The 16357-nt window shown below is 66.2% G+C and carries 16 protein-coding genes; 8 read left to right on the top strand and 8 right to left on the bottom strand.

Features of this window, described 5'->3' with window-relative positions:
- Positions 1–13 precede the first annotated feature (13 nt).
- Genes KK141_RS03495 through kdpF form a run of 4 tightly spaced genes read right to left on the bottom strand, consistent with a single transcriptional unit; the run spans position 14 to position 4230 of the window.
- Complete coding sequence (locus KK141_RS03495) at positions 14–202, bottom strand: hypothetical protein (RefSeq protein WP_214572768.1); 189 nt, start codon at positions 200–202, stop codon at positions 14–16.
- A 29-nt stretch (positions 203–231) separates the two neighbouring features.
- The gene (kdpB, locus tag KK141_RS03490) at positions 232–2319 is read right to left on the bottom strand and encodes a potassium-transporting ATPase subunit KdpB (RefSeq protein ID WP_214572767.1); all 2088 of its coding nucleotides are present in this window, start codon (positions 2317–2319) and stop codon (positions 232–234) included.
- Between the two features lie 19 nt (positions 2320–2338).
- On the bottom strand, positions 2339–4141 hold the full coding sequence (gene kdpA, locus KK141_RS03485) for a potassium-transporting ATPase subunit KdpA (protein ID WP_214572766.1): 1803 nt from the start codon (positions 4139–4141) through the stop codon (positions 2339–2341).
- Entirely contained in the window at positions 4138–4230 is a 93-nt protein-coding gene (gene kdpF / locus KK141_RS03480) for a K(+)-transporting ATPase subunit F (RefSeq protein ID WP_081805176.1), read from the bottom strand. Before kdpF ends, kdpA begins: the two co-directional genes overlap by 4 nt.
- A 358-nt stretch (positions 4231–4588) precedes the next feature.
- On the opposite strand from kdpF, the gene KK141_RS03475 reads away from it, so the two are divergent.
- The 5 genes from KK141_RS03475 (at position 4589) to KK141_RS03455 (ending at position 8995) form a co-directional block, all read left to right on the top strand.
- Positions 4589–5296 carry a TraB/GumN family protein gene (locus KK141_RS03475; RefSeq protein ID WP_214572765.1) on the top strand — a complete coding sequence of 236 codons (708 nt, stop codon included), beginning with the start codon at positions 4589–4591 and terminating at the stop codon, positions 5294–5296.
- On the top strand, positions 5265–5696 hold the full coding sequence (locus KK141_RS03470) for a TraB/GumN family protein (protein ID WP_214572764.1): 432 nt from the start codon (positions 5265–5267) through the stop codon (positions 5694–5696). Before KK141_RS03475 ends, KK141_RS03470 begins: the two co-directional genes overlap by 32 nt.
- Positions 5697–5903: 207 nt before the next feature.
- On the top strand, positions 5904–6986 hold the full coding sequence (locus KK141_RS03465) for a TraB/GumN family protein (protein WP_214572763.1): 1083 nt from the start codon (positions 5904–5906) through the stop codon (positions 6984–6986).
- A 137-nt stretch (positions 6987–7123) separates the two neighbouring features.
- Entirely contained in the window at positions 7124–8176 is a 1053-nt protein-coding gene (locus tag KK141_RS03460; protein WP_214572762.1) for a TraB/GumN family protein, read from the top strand.
- Between the two features lie 522 nt (positions 8177–8698).
- Entirely contained in the window at positions 8699–8995 is a 297-nt protein-coding gene (locus tag KK141_RS03455; protein WP_214572761.1) for a hypothetical protein, read from the top strand.
- Positions 8996–9079: 84 nt separating this feature from the next.
- Here KK141_RS03455 and KK141_RS03450 read toward each other — a convergent pair whose 3' ends face one another.
- The 3 genes from KK141_RS03450 to KK141_RS03440 form a co-directional block, all read right to left on the bottom strand.
- The gene (locus KK141_RS03450; protein ID WP_214572760.1) at positions 9080–9613 is read right to left on the bottom strand and encodes a pseudouridine synthase; all 534 of its coding nucleotides are present in this window, start codon (positions 9611–9613) and stop codon (positions 9080–9082) included.
- A 9-nt stretch (positions 9614–9622) separates the two neighbouring features.
- Entirely contained in the window at positions 9623–10519 is an 897-nt protein-coding gene (locus KK141_RS03445; RefSeq protein ID WP_214572759.1) for a methyltransferase, read from the bottom strand.
- 167 nt (positions 10520–10686) lie between these two features.
- Positions 10687–11613: a LysR substrate-binding domain-containing protein gene (locus KK141_RS03440; RefSeq protein WP_214572758.1), complete on the bottom strand. Its 927-nt coding sequence runs from the start codon at positions 11611–11613 to the stop codon at positions 10687–10689.
- A gap of 105 nt (positions 11614–11718) precedes the next feature.
- Here KK141_RS03440 and KK141_RS03435 point away from each other — a divergent pair, with 105 nt between their 5' ends.
- On the top strand, positions 11719–11919 hold the full coding sequence (locus tag KK141_RS03435; protein WP_214572757.1) for a hypothetical protein: 201 nt from the start codon (positions 11719–11721) through the stop codon (positions 11917–11919).
- A 60-nt stretch (positions 11920–11979) separates the two neighbouring features.
- Complete coding sequence (locus KK141_RS03430) at positions 11980–12924, top strand: aldo/keto reductase (protein ID WP_214572756.1); 945 nt, start codon at positions 11980–11982, stop codon at positions 12922–12924.
- An 89-nt stretch (positions 12925–13013) separates the two neighbouring features.
- Here the strand turns inward: KK141_RS03430 and KK141_RS03425 are convergent, their stop codons facing one another.
- Positions 13014–13799: a TatD family hydrolase gene (locus KK141_RS03425; protein WP_214572755.1), complete on the bottom strand. Its 786-nt coding sequence runs from the start codon at positions 13797–13799 to the stop codon at positions 13014–13016.
- A gap of 459 nt (positions 13800–14258) precedes the next feature.
- On the opposite strand from KK141_RS03425, the gene KK141_RS03420 reads away from it, so the two are divergent.
- The gene (locus tag KK141_RS03420) at positions 14259–15893 is read left to right on the top strand and encodes a S8 family serine peptidase (protein WP_214572754.1); all 1635 of its coding nucleotides are present in this window, start codon (positions 14259–14261) and stop codon (positions 15891–15893) included.
- Positions 15894–16357: the final 464 nt, after the last annotated feature.

The raw sequence follows: 16357 nt of genomic DNA, 5'->3' as shown, positions 1-16357 counted from the left end.
AAAGATCGTCGCTTCAGATGCCGGCGTAGCCGCCGAGCACGTAGTCGTCCTGCTCCGGCGTCGCCGCCTCGCGCCGCGCGTCGCGCGCACGCACCGGCAACGCGATCACCACGTCGCAGGCGGATTCATCGGCCGACAGCCGCAGTTCCACGTTGTCGTGATCGGCGTCGGGCAGGGACACGGAAAGCTTCAGGGTCTGCATGGAACACATCTCCTCGTGATGGATCGCGCTCAGGCCAGGCCGAGCAGTACCAGCAACAGGTCGATCAGCTTGATGCCCAGGAAGGGCACGGCGATGCCGCCCAGCCCGTACACCAGCAGATTGCGGCGCAGCAGCGCGCCGGCGCCCAGCGCGCGGTACTTCACGCCTTTCAGCGCCAGCGGAATCAGGAACACGATGATCAGCGCATTGAAGATCACCGCCGACAGGATCGCGCTCTGCGGCGTGGCCAGCTTCATCACGTTCAGCGTGTTGAGCGCGGGGTACGTGGTGGCGAACGCGGCCGGGATGATGGCGAAATACTTGGCGATATCGTTGGCGATGGAGAACGTGGTCAGCGCGCCGCGCGTGATCAGCATCTGCTTGCCGATCTCCACCACCTCGATCAGCTTGGTGGGGTTGGAGTCCAGGTCCACCATGTTGCCGGCTTCCTTGGCCGCCTGCGTGCCGGTGTTCATCGCCACCGCCACGTCGGCCTGGGCCAGCGCCGGCGCGTCGTTGGTGCCGTCGCCGCACATCGCCACCAGGCGGTTCTCGGCCTGGATCTTGCGGATCAGTTTCAGCTTCGCTTCCGGCGTGGCTTCGGCGAGGAAGTCGTCCACGCCGGCCTCGGCCGCGATGGCGGCGGCGGTGAGCGGGTTGTCGCCGGTGATCATGATGGTCTTGATGCCCATCCGGCGCATTTCGGCGAAGCGCTCGCGGATGCCGCCCTTGACGATGTCCTTCAGCTCGATCACGCCCAGCGCCGTGGCACCTTCGACGACGATGAGCGGCGTAGCGCCCCGGCGCGCGACGTCCTCGGCCATGCGCTTGACCAGCGGCGGCAGGTGGCTGCCGGCGGCGTCCAGGTAACGCTCCACCGCATCCAGCGCACCCTTGCGGATGCGGCGCTCGCCCACGTCGACGCCGCTCATGCGGGTCTGCGCGGTGAACGGCACGAACACCGCGTGGCTTTCCTCGAGATGGCGCTCGCGCAGGCCGAAGCGCTCCTTCGCCAGCACCACCACGCTGCGGCCTTCCGGCGTTTCGTCGGCCAGCGAGGCGAGCTGCGCGGCGTCGGCCAGGATCGATTCCTCCACGCCCGGCGCCGGCATGAAGGCCACCGCCTGGCGGTTGCCCAGGGTGATGGTGCCGGTCTTGTCCAGCAGCAGCACGTCGACGTCGCCCGCCGCTTCCACCGCGCGGCCGGAGGTGGCGATCACGTTGGCGCGGATCATGCGGTCCATGCCGGCGATGCCGATGGCCGAGAGCAGGGCGCCGATGGTGGTCGGGATCAGGCACACCAGCAGGGCGATCAGCACGGTGAGGGTGATCGGGTTGCCGTGGCCGCTGGCCTGCACGCTGTAGATCGAGTACGGCAGCAAGGTGGCGCAGGCCAGCAGGAAGATCAGGGTGAACTTGGCCAGCATGATGGTCAGCGCGATCTCGTTCGGCGTCTTGCGCCGCGCGGCGCCTTCCACCATCGCGATCATGCGGTCCAGGAAGCTCTCGCCCGGGTTGGCGGTAATGCGCACGACCAGCCAGTCGGACAGCACCCGCGTGCCGCCGGTGACCGCGCTGCGGTCGCCGCCGGATTCGCGGATCACCGGCGCGGACTCGCCGGTGATCGCGCTCTCGTCCACGCTGGCGGCGCCCAGCACCACCTCGCCGTCGCCCGGCAACTGCTCGCCGGCATCGACCAGCACGTAGTCGCCGGTGCGCAGTTCGCTCGACGGTACGAACGTCACCGTGGCATCGCGCTGCGGCGCGGCCAGCTTCTTGGCGATCACGTCCTTGCGCGAACCGCGCAGCGCGGCGGCCTGGGCCTTGCCGCGGCCTTCGGCCAGCGCTTCGGCGAAGTTGGCGAACAACAGGGTGAACCACAGCCACAGCGACACCCAGAAGATGAAGCCGGTGGGTGCCTCGCCGTGGCCGGCCAGCGCCTGGCCCCACAGCAAGGTGGTGAGCACGCTGCACACGAACACCACGAACATCACCGGGTTGCGGAACTGCTGGCGCGGCGACAGCTTGCGGAACGAGTCCGCGACGGCCTTGAGGATCAGATCGCGGTCGAACGAGCGCGCCGCTTGGACGTGCACAGATTGAGCGTGCGAAGTCATCGAACGGTATCCCTATGAATCAATGAGCCGACATCAGGAACTCGGCGATCGGGCCGAGCGCCAGCGCAGGCAGGAAGGTCAGCGCGCCCACCACGATCACCACGCAGGCCAGCAAGGTGACGAACAGCGGCGTATGCGTGGGCAGGGTGCCGGCCGAGGGCGGCACGTGGCGCTTGGCGGCCAGCGAGCCGGCCATGGCCAGCATCGCGATCGCCAGCGGGAAGCGGGCGATGAACATGCACAGGCCGGTCAGCACGTTCCAGAACGGGGTGTTGGCGGAAAGGCCGCCGAACGCGCTGCCGTTGTTGTTGGAGGCGGAGGTCACCGCATACAGGATCTCGCTGAAGCCATGCGCGCCGGGGTTGGCGACGCCCGCCACGCCGGCCGGCGCCATCACCGCGATCGCCGTGCCCACCACCACCAGCGCGCAGGGAATCAGCACGGCCAGGCTGGCCATCTTCATCTCGTGCGCTTCGATCTTCTTGCCCAGGTATTCGGGCGTGCGACCCACCATCAGGCCAGCGATGAACACCGCCACCACCGCGAAGGCAAGCATGCCGTACAGGCCCGAGCCCACGCCGCCGAAGATCACCTCGCCCAGCTGCATCAGCCACATCGGCACCAGGCCGCCCAGCGGCGTGAGCGAGTCGTGCGCGTTGTTCACCGCGCCGCAGGAGGCGGCCGTGGTGATGGCGGTGAACAGGCCGCTGGCGGCGATGCCGAAGCGCGTTTCCTTGCCTTCCATATTGCCGCCGGACTGCAGCGCGCTGGCCTGCTGGTCGATGGCCAGGCCATGCAGCGCCGGGTTGCCGGCCTGCTCGGCGGCGACCGCGCCGATCGCCAGCGGCACGAAGATCAGCAGCATGGTGGCGAGGATCGCCCAGCCCTGGCGGCGGTCGCCGACCAGCACGCCGAAGCTGTAGCACAGGCCGCCGGGGATGATGAAGATCGCCAGCATCTCCAGGAAGTTGGCGAACGGCGTCGGGTTCTCGAACGGATGCGCCGAGTTGGCATTGAAGAAGCCGCCGCCATTGGTGCCCAGCTGCTTGATCGCGACCTGCGAAGCGGCCGGGCCCATCGGCAAGGTCTGCACCGTAGCCGGCGATTCCTTGGTCAACGGATTGCCCTTGGCGTCCTTCAGCGGATTGCCGTCGGCATCTTTCAGCGGCTCGACCTGGGTGATGTGCTGCGTCAGCGGCACGTCGACATAAGGCTTGAGGTTCTGCACCACGCCCTGCGACACCAGCAGCAGGCTGAGAATGAGCGAGAACGGCAGCAGGATGTACAGCGTGCTGCGCGTCATGTCGACCCAGAAGTTGCCGATCGACAGCGAGCTGCGCCGCGAGAAGCCGCGCACCACGGCAACGAGCACCGCGATGCCGGTGGCCGCGGACAGGAAGTTCTGCACGGCCAGGCCCAGCATCTGGGTGAGGTAGCTCATGGTGCTTTCGCCGCCGTAGCCCTGCCAGTTGGTGTTGCTGGCAAAGCTGATCGCGGTATTGATCGCCGAATCCGGCGACACCGCGGCGAAGTGCTGCGGGTTCAGCGGCAGCCACTGCTGCACGCGCTGCAGCAGGTACACGGCCAGCAGGCCGAGCATGTTGAACACCAGCATGGCGATGGCGTAGCGGCGCCAGCCCATGTCTTCGTCGGCGCGGATGCCGGACAGGCGATACAGCAGCCGTTCCACCGGTGCGCCGAAGCGCGTCACCCGGTTGGGCTGATCGCTGAAGACCTGCGCCATATAGCTGCCGACCGGCTTGATCAGCAGCAGCAAGACCACGAGAAACACCGCGATCTGGATAAAGTCATTGGTGGTCATTCGAACCACTCCGGCTTGAGCAGGGCCACGCACAGGTAGCCCAGCAGGGCCACCGCGATCACGGCAGCCACGGCATAGAAGAAAGTCATGGGGAAAGTCCCGCTAAGGCGCGTCGGGAAAAGCCGCGGAAAGCGCGGCGGTCAGGGGCGTCGGCCCAGCCGGTCGCAGATCAGCAGGAAGCCGATCGTGGCGGCGAAGAGCACGAACGAGAACAGCAGATAGAGAGCGTCCATGGCGAACGTAGGTACCGGCAATGCAACGGTGCGTATTGTCGAAACCCGGGTATAAGAAAGGGGTAGCGAATCGGGGGCGGGGCGTATAGAACGCGTAAATTTTCCAGCCGGACAGGTTGGCATCGCGCCTCATGGATCAGGAATATTCATGTGGAGCGTCAGGGAGCCATCGCCCATGCTTGACGGCTTACTTCCTTGAAGCTTCGACATCTTCATGCGCTCGATCCGAACCGTCCTCTGGCTGGCCATCTGCGCAAGCTGCCCTGTTTTCGCACAGTCCTTGCCGGACACGCCTGCACCGTCCGCCGCGATGGCCAAGCCGACGGCCACAGCTCCGGTGTCCAATCTGGAGTCGGTGGTGGTGCATGGCGTGCTGCAGGGGCCGCGCCTGTGGAAAGTGAGCAAGCAGGGGCATGTGATGTACGTGCTCGGTACCGTGTGGCCGATGCCCAAGAACACACCCTGGAAAACCGACGAAGTGGAGGGCGTGATCGCCGCATCGCAGGAGGTGCTGGCTGAGCCGTGGACGGCGGTCAGCGGCGCGTCGGTCTTCAGTGAGGCGCTGCTCGCCATACCGACATTGCTTGGCGTGAGGAGCGGGAATTCCTGGATCGCCAAGCTGATGGTGGTTCCGATCGGCGTGCGAAAGGATCCCGCGGGCCTCAGCTTGCGCGAATCGTTGTCGCCGGAGGAGTACGAGCGCTGGTCGGTGCTCAAGAAGAAGTACATCGGTAGTGGCGGCGGCGTGGAAAAGTGGCGCCCGATATTTGCCGCGGCGGAACTCTATCGGACAGCGATCAAGACCAACGATCTCGACGCCGTGCCGAACGACATCGTGCGCAAGTTGGCAAAAAAAGCATGGCGTGACGTACAGCTCGACGAACAATCGCATGACCTTGCCGAATCCCGCGGCGATCGTTGACGCCATCGAGTCGGCTTCGATCGACGGCGGCAGCTGCTTCAGCCAGACTCTGGATCTGCTGGAACATGGCCTGGACAACATAGCCGCGCGGGCCGATGCATGGTCGGTGGGGGATCTGGCCACACTGCGCGGCCTGCCAGGCGGCGATACCTTCGAGGTCTGCGCGGAGGCGGCGCGGCGCTCTGGCGTGGTCGAGCAGATCGGCTTCGCGGATTTCAAGGACCGTCAGGCGGCCTACTGGACGCAGGTGGTCGATCAGGCCATGGCGAGGAACGCACAGACCTTCGCCTTGCTGCCGCTGGAAGAAGTGACGTCGCCGACCGGCATGCTGTCGCGACTGCGCGCACGGGGATACGCAATAACCGAGCCCGATGAGAACGAATCGGTGCCGGTGAACTGAAGGATTCGCGGCTGTTTTTTCCGCGACCACAGTCTGCGGTTCGGCTAGATTCCGATCTGCCGCGGCAGAGCGTCGAAGCTTTCGCCATCCTTGAATCCGACGACCGTTCCCGGTCGTGCCGGTGATCTGATTGGGAAAAATCGTATCGATGAACCTAGGACATTGGCTCATCCTCGACCGCCCTTTCCCCCGAAGTTTCAAGTACCCATGCGTCCGCTCTATCTCATTCCCTGGCTGGTGCTGTTCGCCGCCACAGCGGCTTTCGCGCAGAAGCAAGCTCATATACGCGCGTCTTCTTCCTCCGCACCGGTCGCCAATCTGCAGTCGGTGCAGGTCCAGGCCGAGATGCCCGGGCCGCAGCTATGGAAGGTGAGCAAGGGCGGCCACGTGATGTACGTATTGGGTTTCCCGCGGTTCCTGCCGCCCCGCCAGCGATGGAATGCCGCCGAGGTGGAAAGCATCATTGCGTCCTCGCAGCGTGTTCTTACCGAAACCCAGCTCAAGATTCCGGTCAGTGCTGAGGTTTCGGAGACCGTGCTTGCCTTGCCGCCTTTGTTCGGCCTCTACATGGTCAAGAACGATCTGGGCCTGGAGTCGCTGCCTACGGCTGACGTCCGCAAGAACCCGCGTCACGCTTCGTTGCGCGAGTCACTCGCGGCGGGTGACTACGCGCGCTGGAAGGCGCTTCGGGAGAAGTACCTGGGCGGGGACACCGAGGTGGAAAACCGGCGCCCGATCTTCGCCGCGGCGGAGCTGCTCGGTAAGGCCATCGACAACGGGCGCTTCGATCTTGGCGTGAGCGACAGCGTGCGGAATCTGGCCGGGAAGCATCGTGTGAAGGTCAAGGCAGTCATCGGGGAGATGCCGTTCGACCGGCCCGAGGCGGTAGCGGCGGCGATCGAATCGCTGCGCATGGATGACCGCCCCTGTTTCAGGGCGACGCTCGACATGGTGGAGCAGGGGCTGGGCAACCTCGTCGAGCGCGCCAGGGCATGGGCGGTGGGCGATCTGCCGGGCCTGCGCCAACTGCTCGCGGGCGATCCAGGCGCCGCCTGCGCGGCGGCGGCCAGGAAGGCGGGCCTGGTCGAGAAGCTGGGATGGGACATCCAGCAGATGATGGATGCAACCTGGATGGCCGCGGTGGATGAATCGATGAGCCTGCACGCGCAGACCTTCGCCCTGCTGCCCGTCGAGGAGGCGTTGTCGCCTACAGGTGTGCTGCGGAAACTCAGCGAGCGCGGTTACAGGGTGACCGCACCGGATGAGGGCGACGCCGCGTCTTCCCATTGATCCGGGGTCTTTCTCGGATGCGGAGCAGGAAGGCCGGCGGTGCCAACGCATGGAACCTTTCTGCCATGCTTGAGTCGGACGGCTGTTCCCTGCCCATCTCAACACCCGTCCCCCGCTATCTCCGGAGCTTAGAACTCATGCGCCTGGTCCCCCTTGTCCTATGGCTGGCGCTGTGCGCCGCCACCTCTGCCGTTGCGCAGCAGGCGCCGGCACCGGCCGCCACCGCCATGGCGCCCACACCCGCCGGCTCGGTGACCAATCTGGAATCGGTGGTGGTCAGCGGCGTCGTCCCCGGCCCCGGCCTGTGGAAAGTCAGCAAGGGCGATCACGTGATGTACGTGCTCGGCACCTTGTCGCCACTGCCCGAACATATGCAGTGGAAGACCGACGAGGTGGAAGGCGTGATCGCGGCTTCGCAGGAAGTGCTGTCGCCGCCGTCGGTGTCGATCAAGCCGAAGGCGAGTTTCTTCGGGAAGCTTTTCCTGCTGCCGTCGCTGATCGGCGCGCGCAAGAACCCGGATGGCGTCACCTTGCAGCAAGCCTTGCCGGCGGATGAGTACGCGCGCTGGACGGTGCTCAAGCAGAAGTACATCGGCAGCGACCGCGGCGTGGAAAGCTGGCGCCCGATCTTCGCCGCCGTCGAGCTGTACGAGAAGGCGGTCAAGCGCAGCGGACTCAATGCTTCCGGCGGCGTGAAGGACGCGGTGCGCGAGCTGGCCAAGAAGCACGGCGTGAAAGTCAGCGCCACGCGCTACGAGATGGTGATCGAAGAACCGCGCGCGGCATTGAAGACTTTCAAGACCTCCTCGATGGAGGACAAGCAGTGCTTCAGCCAGACGCTGGACACCGTCGAGCATGGGCTTGACCAGGTCACCGCGCGTGCGAATGCGTGGGCCGTGGGCGATATCGAGGAGTTGCGCCATCTGCCGATGAACGACCAGCGCGAAGTCTGCATCGAGGCGATCACCGGCTCAGGCTTTGCGGAGAAGCTGGGCTTGAAGGATGTGCCGGGGAAGGTGCAGGCGACCTGGATGGCGGCGGTGGATCGCGCGATGAGTGCGAATGCGCAGACGTTTGCTTTGTTGCCGATGGAAGAGGTGCTGTCGCCGAAGGGTTTGCTGGCGAAGTTGAAGGCGCGTGGTTACACGGTGACGGCGCCGGATGAAGATGATGCGGCGCCGTCAAACTGAGGACGAATCGAATCGGATTCGCCCTACAGACAACCCTAAGTTGCTCTGCTAGCGTGTTTGCGTTGTCCGCGTAGTGTTTCAGGACGTGTCGCGGACAACCATGGCAGCAATGTCGTGAGAGCGCGGGCCGAGGGTGTAACGAGCACCCCCGACCCGCTAACCATCACCAACTAACTAGGAGTCGATCATGGCTAAGCCAGATCATACGGTACTTGCACGCTCGCCGATCCCCTGGGCGACATCTCCACCGGCTGACCGGGCCGTCCGCTCTCTTCGCGGACACGGTTGAAGCGCCGCGGCCTAAGAGTTTTCGCAGGTAATGAATCCTAGCCGTGCAATCCGGCGCGTTGCTTCGTGCAACGGCGAGAACGACTGAAGCCGCAACCCACTTCATCAATCAAGCCGCCCGGTGCCTGTTTCCCAGGTGTCGGTCAACCTCGAGTCCGTGTGGTCGCGGCACGCCGTGCTGTCCGGCGGTGTGCCGTTCTCGGGACGAGGGCGGTGTAGAGCAAGGAGTTGCTTATGGACGTTTATGGCGAGGCGTGGATGACACGCCATGTGGAATATTTTTCGGATCCGGAGGCGGGGCCGGATGCGTTGTTGAACGATGCAACGGAGTGGCTGCATTACGCGCACAACGCGATCCGGCTGTTGGCGGAATTTGTTGAGGAGCGCGGCAGTGTGAATACGCAGCGCCTGCCGGTCATGTTGGAAAGCATCGCGACGTTTATCGAAATGGGGACGCGTTGCGCGACGCAGGCGCATTTACGGATGCAGTGGTTGCAGGTGAAATGTGAGGCAGTAAAGCCACCGGCGTAGGTTGGGGTGAGCCAACGGCGAACCCCAACGATGCGATGCGTTCCCGCGTTGCCATGTTGGGGTTCGCCTGCGGCTCACCCCAACCTACGCGAGGACGCGCGTCTCGCCCGGCGCCAACCCATCCAACGCATATCCACCCACACTCACCCGGATCAACCGCAACGTCGGAAACCCCACCGCCGCCGTCATCCTGCGCACCTGCCGATTGCGCCCTTCGCGCAAGGTCACACTGATCCAGCTCGTCGGAATATGTTTCCGGAACCGCACCGGCGGATCGCGCATCCACAACCACGCTGGCTCGTCCGCATGCTCCGCACCCGCGGGCAAGGTCGGTCCGTCGTTGAGCGTCACGCCAGCGCGCAGCTGCGCGATGGCTTCATCGGTAACGGCGCCATCCACCTGCACCAGATACGTCTTCGGCTGCTTATGCCGCGGATCGGTCAGCTGGTGCGCCAGGCGCCCATCGTCGGTCAGCAGCAGCAAGCCTTCGCTGTCGTAATCCAGCCGCCCCGCCGGATACACATCTTTCTGGCGCACGAATTCGGCCAGCGTCCGCTTGTCCCCTTCGGGACTGAACTGGCACAGCACGTTGAACGGCTTGTTGAGCGCCAGCAGCATGCGCCGCGCTCAGTGCGCGGCGGTCTGCGTCGTGGCTTCCGGTTTGACGAAGCGCAGGGTCATGCGGTCGGACTCGCCGATGGCGAGGTACTTGGCCTTGTCCTGCTCGCCCAGGGTGAGCGTCGGCGGCAAGGTCCACACGCCCTTGGCGTAGTCCTTGGTGTCCTTCGGATTGGCGTTGACCTCGCTCTGGCCTTCCAGCTTGAAGCCGGCGTCGGTGGCGAGCTTGATCACGAAGGCGGTGGGCAGGTAGCCGCTGTCCTTGATGTCTTCGAGCTTGGCGCCGTCGGCGGCGCGATGGTCGACCACGCCGAGCACGCCGCCCGGGCGCAACGCGGTGTAGAAGCCCTTGAACATGGCGGGGGCGCTGTTGTCCTCCACCCAGTTATGTACGTTGCGGAAGGTCAGCACCAGGTCGGCCTGGCCGGCCGGGCCGAACGAGGGGGCCTTGGGGTCGTAGGCGACGATCTGCGCCTTGCCGTAGTGCTCCGCGTCGGCCGCGAACTTCGCGCGCAGGCCGCCATCGCCCGCTTCGCTGCCGGACTTCTTCACCGCGGCGGTGTAGCTGCCGTTGTCCTTCAGCAGCGGCGCCAGGATCTCGCTGTACCAGCCGCCGCCGGGAGTGATCTCGATGACTTTCAGATCCGGGCGGATGCCGAAGAACTGCAAGGTGCCCTTCGGATGCCGGTAGACGTCGCGCGCGCGGTTCTTCTCCGAGCGCCAGCTGCCGGCCAGCACGCTGTCCAGCTGCGACGAGGTGAAGTCGGTGGCGCTGGTAGGCGGCACCAGGCCGCCGGCGGGCTGGTCCTGCTGCGCGTCCAGGGCGGCGGCGGGCATGGAGTTGCCGGTGCATGCCGCGAGCAGGGCGGCGGCGAGCACGGTGGCGAAGGGGCGGATCGTCGGCATGGGGGCGTTTCCGAAAAGTGCCTGTTGGAGGCTAGCACGCGTTTTCGTGCCGGCCATGTATACGTTTGGTCGATGGACAGTGAGTGCGGCGTGTAGGTAGGGAGGTTTCGGAACCTGGCGCGCCAACGCTCAAAAAAACGCCGGCCCTGGCGGCCGGCGCGCGCATTCTAAGGCAAGGCGGCGCGGGCGGCAGCGCGGCGGCTCGACGCATCCGCCATGTCCCGCGCATAGGCCTGCGCCTCGCAGCGGATCCAGTCGCGGAAGATGCGCAGCCCCGCGTGCTCCAGCGAACGCGGCGGATACACCAGGTAGTACGCCTCGGTGATCGGCATGTAGCGCTCACCCAGCACGTGCAGCAGCCCGGCGGCCACCAGCGGCCGCGCGGTGACCATGCGCCCCAGCGCCACGCCCATGCCTTCCAGCGCGCCGCGCTGCAGGGCGTCGGTGGTGTCGAACTGCGCCACGTAGCGCGGCGGCGGCGTGCCGCCGAACACTTCGAACCAGTCGCGCCAGCGGTTGCCCGGGTCGCCCAGCAGCGGCCAGGCGCCGAGGTCGTCCGGGTCGGTGCCGCGCATGCGTTCCAGCAAGGCGGTGGAAGCGACCGGCGCGATCCACTCGCCGAACAGGTGCTCGCTTTCCACGCCCTCCCACACGCCGCGGCCGTAGCGCACGGCGGCGTCCACCGGGTCGCGCTCGAAATCCACCAGCAGCGAGCTCGATTGCAGGTTGAGTTCCAGCTCCGGATGCGCCGCCACCAGCCGCGCCAGCCGCGGCACCAGCCAACTGCTCATCACGCCGGGACTGGCGCTCAAGGTCAGCGCTTCCTCGCGGCGGCAGCGGTAGCTGGTCATGGCGCGGTCGATGCCTTCGAAGTGATGTCCTACCGCTTCGAGCAGGCGGCGCCCTTCGGCGGTGAGCTGCACGCCGCGCGGGCCGCGGTCGAACAGCTTGCGTTCCAGGCGCTGCTCCAGCTGGCGGATCTGGTGGCTGAGCGCGCTGACGGTGAGGTTGGCCTGCTCGGCGGCGCGCGACAGATTGCCCAGCCGCGCGGCGCTGACGAACTGCTGCAGAAGGTCCAGCGAGATGCGTGGCATCTTGAATATCCCTCAAGGCTGGCTTGCGAATATATCGCTTTGTCGCGCCCTGGCGGCTGTCTATCTTGAGCGGACCGCCAGATGGCGGACACCCGGGAGGCTGCCATGAGTTCGATCTGGAACGACCTGCTGTTCCTGCACGGCCATATCGCCGATGCGAACCTGGCGCGCCGGCTGGCGGCGGCGCCGGACACCGAAGCCCAGCCGCGCGAGCCGGCCAGGCAGAAGGAAAAGACAGCGCGCACGGGGCGCATGGACGTGGCGCGGATCGCCGCTTGCGGCAACGGCGCCTGCACGCCGACTTGAATTGCCCCGGATCGGGCGGCAAGTTTCCTGGATCACTCCCCCGCTACAGGAAACCCAGCCATGCAACATCGCCGCCTCGGCCGTTCCGATCTCTCCATCGCGCCGCTCGCCTTCGGCGGCAATGTGTTCGGCTGGAGCGTGGATGAAAAGCGCTCGTTCGAATTGCTGGACCAGTTCGTCGACGCCGGCTTCAACCTGGTCGACACGGCGGACGTCTATTCCGCCTGGGGCCCCGGCAACCGCGGCGGCGAATCGGAAACCATCATCGGCAAATGGCTGAAGCAAAGCGGCAAGCGCGACCGCGTGGTGATCGCCACCAAGGTGGCGAAGTGGGTGGAGCACCGCGGCCTGTCGCCGATGAATATCCAGCAGGCGGTGGAAGGCTCGCTCAAGCGCCTGCAGACCGACCACATCGACCTGTATCAGGCCCACGAGGACGACGCGAGCGTGCCGCTGCACGAGACGCTGGGCGCGTTCGGCCGCCTGATCGAGCAGGGCAAGGTGCGCGCCATCGGCGCCTCCAACTACAACGCGGACCGCTTTGCGGAGGCGCTGGAGGTTTCAGCGCGGCACCACTTGCCGCGCTACGAGAGCCTGCAGCCCGAGTACAACCTGATGGCGCGCGGCGGTTATGAAAAAGCGCTGGAGCCGCTGGTGCTGAAGGAGCAGGTCGGCGTGATCAATTACTACGCGCTGGCCAGCGGCTTCCTCAGCGGCAAGTACCGCAGCGAGGCGGACCTGGGCAAGAGCGCGGCGCGTGCAGGGGCGGTGCAGAAGTTCCTCAATCCGCGCGGTTTCGGCGTGCTTGCCGCCTTGGACGACGTGGCGAAGGCGCATGGCGCGACGCCGTCGCAGGTGGCCTTGGCGTGGTTGATCGCACGGCCGGGGATTACGGCGCCGATCGCGAGTGCGACGAATGCGGATCAGCTGAATGAGTTGCTGGGGGCGGTGCGGGTGCAGTTGAGTGCGGATGAGGTTGCGCAGTTGGATGCAGCGAGCGCGTAAGTCGAAGGGCGTAGGTTGGGGTGAGCCGCAGGCGAACCCCAACGATGCGACAGGTTTGGAGCTCGCGATGTTGGGGTTCGCACCCCAACCTACAGATTGAAAAACTTCTCCGCCGTCGCCGTACTGTTCGCCGCGGTCACCTCCACCGGCTCGCCGCGGTCCCGCGCGATCTCATAGCAGATATGCCGCAGATACATCGGCTCGTTGCGCCGGTGGCTGGGCTGCGGCTTCACCGTGCGCGGCAGCAGGTACGGCGCGTCGGTCTCGATCATCAGCCGGTCGGCGGGAATCTCCTTCACCAGCTCGCGCAGATGCACGCCGCGGCGCTCGTCGCAGATCCAGCCGGTGATGCCGATATGGCAGTCCAGCGCCAGGTAGTCGCGCAGCGCCTCGCCGGTGTCGGTAAAGCAATGCACCACCGCCGCCGGCACGCGGTCGCGGTAGCGGCGCAGCAAGGCGATGAAATCCTCGTGCGCGTCGCGCTGGTGCAGGAACAGCGGCTTGCCCAGCTCCGCGGCGATGCGCAGCTGCTTCTCGAAGACCTCCAGCTGCACCTCGCGCGGCGAGTAATTGCGGTGGTAGTCCAGCCCCGTCTCGCCCACCGCGCGCATTTCCGGCTGGGTGTGCAGTTCGCGCAGCAGCGCGTCGGTGGCGTCGTCGTAGTCCACCGCATGGTGCGGGTGCACGCCGGCAGTGGCGTACAGCTCGCCGGGATGGCTGCGGGCCAGTTCCAGCGCATGCACGCTGGCCTCGCGCGAAGCGCCGGTGACCACCATGCGCGTCACGCCGTGCTCGCGGGCGCGCGCCAGCACTTCGTCGAAGTCGTGGCGGAAGGATTCGTGGGTGAGGTTGGCGCCGATGTCGAGCAGGTGCATGGGGGCAGGGGTCGCAAAAGCGTGCATTGTCTCCGAGCCCTCCAGCAGGAGCAAAGCTAAGCCCCTCTCCCCCCGGGAGAGGGGTTGGGGTGAGGGTACGGGCGGAGCGCAAGAGTGATGTTCACCGCTCCGCCCGTACCCTCATCCGGCTGCCGCCACCTTCTCCCGGAGGGAGAAGGATTCCACCCCAAAAGTCGATCCGTACCTGGCGCTCATCAGTGCCCCTCCCTCCGAAAAATTCCTACGAATTTTCGTGCGCCGTCGACATTTCCTTCGAATTTGTCTTGCTAGCGTGAACCCGGGTCCACCAGTTCCGGTTGACCCATCTCTTGATCGGGGGAGGCCGGGCTCGCCAGCCCGGCGGTCGATCTGCGTGCTCTGGGGAGGGCGCGCCGGCCGTACATCCTCGGGGGCACCTCCGCTCAATCCATCCAGACCAAGTAGATAGAGGGAGTTCGAATGAATCGTTCGCATATGAAGCTGCTGGCCGCCTCGCTTGCCCTGGCCCTGGGCCTGCCTGCCGCCGCCATGGCCGCCGACGACATTGCCGGCAACACCCGTTTCGATCTCAGCTCGGTACAGGAAACCGCGACTTACGACCGCTTCGTGGTGGTCTACCGCGACGGCAGCACCGAGCGCGGCAATGCCGGCGCCGCGGTGCAGGCCATGTCGGCCGCGGCCGGCAAGGCGAAGCTCAGCGATGCGGTGCAGTTCGGCGGCCGCGCGCTCGGCCTCAACTACAAGCGCAAGCTGGCCAGCGGTGGCGATCTCGTCACCACCTCGCGCCGCCTGAATGCGGCGGAGACGCGCCAGTTCGTGCAGCAGATCGCCGCCGACCCGGCGGTGGAATTCGTGCAGCCCGACTATCTGCGCCACGCCTTCGACAAGCCCAGCAAGGTGGTGCTGCCGCAGGGCGCGGCCACCTTCACCACGCCCAACGACCAGTACTTCGCCAGCTACCAGTGGGATTACCTCGCTGCCGGCGGTGCGTCCTTCGCCGACGCCAGCCTGGGCACCAGCGTGGCCAACTGGGGCGGCGCCAACATCAAGCAGGCGTGGACCCTGGCCGATGGCACCGGCGTGGTGATCGCCAGCCTCGATACCGGCGTCACCAATCATCCGGACCTGGATCTGACCCTGGCCAACGCCGGCTACGACTTCACCAGCACCGCCCTGGTCTCCGGCCGCAGCGCCGACGGCCGCGTGGCCGGCGGCTGGGATACGGGCGACTGGACCACCGGCAGCAAGTACCTCGCCAGCAACGGCGGCTGCGTGGATTCCACCCATCCGGCCGAGGACAGCAGCTGGCACGGCACCCACGTGTTCGGCACCGCCGGCGGCGAGAACACCAACAACACCACCGGCATGGTCGGTACGGCCTTCGGCGCCAAGGTGTTGCCGGTGCGCGTGCTCGGCCATTGCGGCGGCTACGACAGCGACATCGCCGATGCCATCACCTGGGCCTCGGGCGGCCACGTCAACGGCGTGCCGGACAATGCCAACCCCGCCAAGGTGATCAGCATGAGCCTGGGCGGCAGCGGCACCTGCACGGCCAGCAGCGTCACCGGCAAGGCGATCAGCGGCGCAATCAGCCGCGGCGCCACCGTGGTGGTGGCGGCAGGCAACGACAACGCCAACGTGTCCGGCTTCTCGCCGGCCAGCTGCCCGGGCGTGGTCGCCGTGGCCGCCACCGGCATCACCAGCCGCCGCGCGTTCTATTCCAACTACGGCAAGGGCATCACGCTCGCCGCGCCGGGCGGTGGCGTGTACAAGAACGACGGTTCCAGCGGCACGCAGGCGACTACCGGTTTCATCTGGTCGACCATCGACTCCGGCACCACCACGCCGTCCGGTTCCACCTACGGCGGCATGGCCGGCACTTCGCAGGCCACGCCGCACGTGGCCGGCGCGGTGGCGCTGATGCAGAGCTACCGTCTGTCGCTGGGCAAGTCGCTGCTCAGCTCCACGCAGATCACCTCGCTGCTGAAGTCGTCGGCCAGTGCGCCGCACGTGGCGGCCAGCGGCAGCAAGCCGATCGGTGCAGGCATTCTCAATGCCTACGCGGCGGTGCAGGCGGCGGGCGCGCAGCCTTGAGCTGAGCTTGCACGGTGGTAGCAACAGCGAAGGCCGGCGCGCGATGCGCCGGCCTTTTTTCTGCGCAGGCGATGGCTGTCGCGGCGCATAAAAATTTTTCGCAATTTCTTATTGACGCACGCAAGAAGGCACTGATAGCTTCGCCAACGCGTCAACGATTTGACGCACGCATCACGCATCGCGAAGGACGTGTCGCATCTTAAGGAAGCATGGCGGGGGCCATGTGCACGTGTCCGAATCGAAGCGCAACGCTATCGAGGGGAAAACACATGGCACATGTGCAAGGGCCGCTGCCGGCCTTCGGAGTTCTTTGTCCTGGATCCGGCCACTGCGGCCGATGGCGAATACGCCCGCATTAAACCTTCCGTTCTGAATCACGGCTGCCTTCACCGGTAGCCGCGGACGGCCATTCGTTCGATTTCGCACACCGAAGGCGCCAGCCATCGGCGGACGCGTGCGGCCGC

Source organism: Dyella sp. LX-66 (assembly GCF_018599165.1).
In the GTDB taxonomy this organism is placed as follows: Bacteria; Pseudomonadota; Gammaproteobacteria; order Xanthomonadales; family Rhodanobacteraceae; genus Dyella_D; species Dyella_D marensis.
Note: the sequence above shows the minus strand (reverse complement) of the source record. Positions and strands in the feature narration are given on the sequence as shown.

Excerpts from the sequence above, each read along its gene's own strand:
- KK141_RS03495 (WP_214572768.1), bottom strand. The coding sequence starts at position 202 with ATGCAGACCCTGAAGCTTTCCGTGTCCCTGCCCGACGCCGATCACGAC.
- kdpB (WP_214572767.1), bottom strand. The coding sequence starts at position 2,319 with ATGACTTCGCACGCTCAATCTGTGCACGTCCAAGCGGCGCGCTCGTTC.
- kdpA (WP_214572766.1), bottom strand. The coding sequence starts at position 4,141 with ATGACCACCAATGACTTTATCCAGATCGCGGTGTTTCTCGTGGTCTTG.
- kdpF (WP_081805176.1), bottom strand. The coding sequence starts at position 4,230 with ATGACTTTCTTCTATGCCGTGGCTGCCGTGATCGCGGTGGCCCTGCTG.
- KK141_RS03475 (WP_214572765.1), top strand. The coding sequence starts at position 4,589 with ATGCGCTCGATCCGAACCGTCCTCTGGCTGGCCATCTGCGCAAGCTGC.
- KK141_RS03470 (WP_214572764.1), top strand. The coding sequence starts at position 5,265 with ATGACCTTGCCGAATCCCGCGGCGATCGTTGACGCCATCGAGTCGGCT.
- KK141_RS03465 (WP_214572763.1), top strand. The coding sequence starts at position 5,904 with ATGCGTCCGCTCTATCTCATTCCCTGGCTGGTGCTGTTCGCCGCCACA.
- KK141_RS03460 (WP_214572762.1), top strand. The coding sequence starts at position 7,124 with ATGCGCCTGGTCCCCCTTGTCCTATGGCTGGCGCTGTGCGCCGCCACC.
- KK141_RS03455 (WP_214572761.1), top strand. The coding sequence starts at position 8,699 with ATGGACGTTTATGGCGAGGCGTGGATGACACGCCATGTGGAATATTTT.
- KK141_RS03450 (WP_214572760.1), bottom strand. The coding sequence starts at position 9,613 with ATGCTGCTGGCGCTCAACAAGCCGTTCAACGTGCTGTGCCAGTTCAGT.
- KK141_RS03445 (WP_214572759.1), bottom strand. The coding sequence starts at position 10,519 with ATGCCGACGATCCGCCCCTTCGCCACCGTGCTCGCCGCCGCCCTGCTC.
- KK141_RS03440 (WP_214572758.1), bottom strand. The coding sequence starts at position 11,613 with ATGCCACGCATCTCGCTGGACCTTCTGCAGCAGTTCGTCAGCGCCGCG.
- KK141_RS03435 (WP_214572757.1), top strand. The coding sequence starts at position 11,719 with ATGAGTTCGATCTGGAACGACCTGCTGTTCCTGCACGGCCATATCGCC.
- KK141_RS03430 (WP_214572756.1), top strand. The coding sequence starts at position 11,980 with ATGCAACATCGCCGCCTCGGCCGTTCCGATCTCTCCATCGCGCCGCTC.
- KK141_RS03425 (WP_214572755.1), bottom strand. The coding sequence starts at position 13,799 with ATGCACCTGCTCGACATCGGCGCCAACCTCACCCACGAATCCTTCCGC.
- KK141_RS03420 (WP_214572754.1), top strand. The coding sequence starts at position 14,259 with ATGAATCGTTCGCATATGAAGCTGCTGGCCGCCTCGCTTGCCCTGGCC.